4 protein-coding genes and 1 pseudogene are annotated in these 2720 nt (G+C 57.9%); 1 reads left to right on the top strand and 4 read right to left on the bottom strand.

Annotated features, from left to right (window positions below):
* Positions 1 to 185, top strand: a 185-nt coding sequence (locus JJB97_RS17605; protein ID WP_238715379.1) for a hypothetical protein, incomplete at its 5' end; no start/stop codon positions are given.
* Here the strand turns inward: JJB97_RS17605 and JJB97_RS17610 are convergent.
* From JJB97_RS17610 to JJB97_RS17625, 4 genes and pseudogenes are all read right to left on the bottom strand, one after another.
* The gene (locus tag JJB97_RS17610; RefSeq protein WP_238715380.1) at positions 182 to 511 is read right to left on the bottom strand and encodes a type II toxin-antitoxin system RelE/ParE family toxin; all 330 of its coding nucleotides are present in this window, start codon (positions 509 to 511) and stop codon (positions 182 to 184) included. The genes JJB97_RS17605 and JJB97_RS17610 overlap by 4 nt on opposite strands.
* The gene (locus tag JJB97_RS17615; protein ID WP_238715381.1) at positions 508 to 771 is read right to left on the bottom strand and encodes a type II toxin-antitoxin system ParD family antitoxin; all 264 of its coding nucleotides are present in this window, start codon (positions 769 to 771) and stop codon (positions 508 to 510) included. Before JJB97_RS17615 ends, JJB97_RS17610 begins: the two co-directional genes overlap by 4 nt.
* 52 nt (positions 772 to 823) lie before the next feature.
* On the bottom strand, positions 824 to 1819 hold the full coding sequence (gene xerC, locus JJB97_RS17620; RefSeq protein ID WP_238715382.1) for a site-specific tyrosine recombinase XerC: 996 nt from the start codon (positions 1817 to 1819) through the stop codon (positions 824 to 826).
* A pseudogene (locus JJB97_RS17625) lies at positions 1816 to 2720 on the bottom strand (DNA primase); the annotation flags it as partial. The gene xerC and the pseudogene JJB97_RS17625, both read right to left, overlap by 4 nt.

Here is a 2720-nt window from a genome sequence, read left to right on the forward strand (position 1 = left end):
TAATCTCCCGCATTATGGTGAATGGACGGGCTGCGGCCGCACTGGATGAACATATTCTGACAGGCTTATGCCGCTGCGCGGCCATTTACCCCGCGTGGCACGGCGTTACAGCAGGCAGATCGCGCCAGGGAAGGCGCGCTCTGCCGTTCCACTTTCCTTACGGGCTGACAGACGCCACCCGCTAACGCTGCGGGCTGTCCGGCGTTGCTGCTGCGTCGTCAGACTCCCCAAACAGACGGGCAATATCTCTCGACCCATGCATCACTCGCTCTATACGCACTTCAGTATCCAGCAACCTGAACAGGATGAGATAGCGACCGTAAGCGCAGCTTCTGATACTCTGGCCCAGCTCCGGTCTTTCCCTGTAGATAACCGGTGACTCTGCTATCAACAGGCACTGCTGGTAAAGCTCCTCCGTGAAACTCACTGCCCGCGCCGGATTATCCTGTGCTATCCAGTCACCAATGCTTTCAAGATCTGCTTCTGCCAGCGGCGATATTCCCAGCTTCATTTACCCTGTTCACCTTCTGCCATGTGGCGATATTTGCGGGACAGACGCCCGAATACCTCTTCGGCACTGCGGCTTTCACCACTGTTGATACCTGCGTGGACCGCCTCACGTAGCGCATCCATTTTCATCTGCTGCTCCCGCTCTTCCAGAGCACGCAGACCGGCACGGATAACTTCGCTGGTATTGTTGTAACGACCGCTTTCTATTTGCTCGCGGATGAATGCTTCGAAATAAGGACTCAGGGCAACACTGGTTGGCATTGTCGTTTCCATCCCATGATTACTATCAGTTAATAACTGTTAGTATACTGCGCTATTTTTCATCGGCAACACTCGCCTGCTCTGCCGGATGGGTTGCCCGGTGGATCTCGCGCAGCGCCCGGATACTCACTCTCGTATAGACCTGCGTGGTGCTGATATCTGCATGACCGAGCATGGCCTGTATCCAGCGTAACTCTGCGCCATGCTCCAGCATCTGTGTGGCCATTGTGTGGCGAAACAGGTGACAGCTTCCTTTCTCCCGGATGCCGCTTTCCCGGATAATGCGCCCGATATGGTCACTCAACCCTTCCGGGCTGAACCCCTGCCCGTCTTTTGTCAGGAACAGCACGTCATTTGGCGGGAAGTCGGTCAGCGCTGGCCGGGCCTCAGCAACGTAGCGACGCACCCACTGCCGCGCCCGTTCACCGATGGGGATAAGCCTGTCCTTACGGCCCTTTCCCTGGCATATCATCACCGTGCCGTTATTGTCGTTAATGCTGTGCAGCTTCAGCCCGGCCAGCTCCATACGCCGCATCCCTGTGCTGTACAGCACTTCCAGCATTGCCCGGTCACGCAGCCCCCGCACGGTGTTGATATCCGGCCAGGCCAGTATCTGCTCGGCTTCGGCATGACTCAGCACATCCTTTGGCAGCTTCAGTTCAGCTTTGGGTAACTCAAGGTCTGCCGCCGGATTAGCCCGGATACAGTGACGCCGCGTCAGCCAGCCGAACAGGCCGCGTAACGCTGTCAGATAGTTGATTTGAGAGGTGACACTAAGCGGCTTTCCACCACGTCCGGGGCGCTGATACAGGTAACGCTGGTACTGCTCCAGTTCCCGCAGGCTGATATCGCCTGCCTGCTCCAGGCCACGCTCTTCACACCACAACAGGAACAGCGACAGCCTGTGCTCAAGCTGGCGCTGACCCTGCGCCGTCCCGTTACGCTCCTGTTTCCACTCCAGGTACTGCACCATCCTGTGCGCCAGGCCGTTGTACGGCCCGCGTCCGGGGTGCAGCACCGGCACCCGCCGTTTTTCACGTAGTCTCACTGATATCTCCTTATCATCACGAAGGCGAAGGCAGCGCCCGCGTTTTCTTTTTTCCTTATTACTGCGTTCTGCTCTTTCCAGACCGGTTTTGTCGTGAGGCCTTGTATTGCCTGGCCTGAGTGGATGTTTTACAGGCCAGACTTAGCCCGAACTTAGCCCGGACTTGAGGCAGACTTGCTGTCATGTGTACCAGACTTGCGTTCACCGCCCTCGTTGTCGTCCACGTTCAGCAGCCCACACAGGTGATTTTCCTCGCCGCTGCCGCCGTCCCACAGCAGTTCATAGTGCAGCAGGTGGCCGCGACTGCCGCCATGTGTCAGCAGGTATTCCATTTCGGTGAGTCGCATACAGTGGTTTTTTAACTGGCTGTCACTCCAGTTGGTGTACGCCCGGATATCCCGGCGCGTGAAGCGCACCTCAGACGCCAGGCAATCCTGCTGCTGTGCCAGCGCCTGCACCATGTCGCGCACCAGTAACAGCAGTTTGCGGCTCTGCGGCGGCATTTCGTCCAGCGTCCGGCCCAGCACTTCATGCGCCAGTTGATTGGCAAGCCGGATATCGCTTTTCTGCACCTCGATGTACTCGATAGTCTGGCCGCGATGCGTGGTTTTCTTCACCTCGCGCTGGTACTGGTGCAGCAGCGCCACCGCCTGGATTAACGTCAGGTATTTCATGTGGTCACGCCGGGTACGCGTCTTNAGCCTGCGTCTGCTCCCGGCTCTCGTTCACCGTCAGCACCAGACAGCGGTTCAGCAGCTCTTCATCCACGTCGCTGGCCGTAGTGGTTAACATCAGCATCACCGGCCCCTGCACTTTGTATTCCCGCGTCACCAGTTCGCCGCTCTGCTCATCCTTGCCCGTCGAGGCGATTTTCAGTTCCCCGTCGCTCTGCAACAGCTTG

The sequence above is a fragment of the Tenebrionibacter intestinalis genome (assembly GCF_016632365.1).
GTDB lineage: Bacteria > Pseudomonadota > Gammaproteobacteria > Enterobacterales > Enterobacteriaceae > Tenebrionibacter > Tenebrionibacter intestinalis.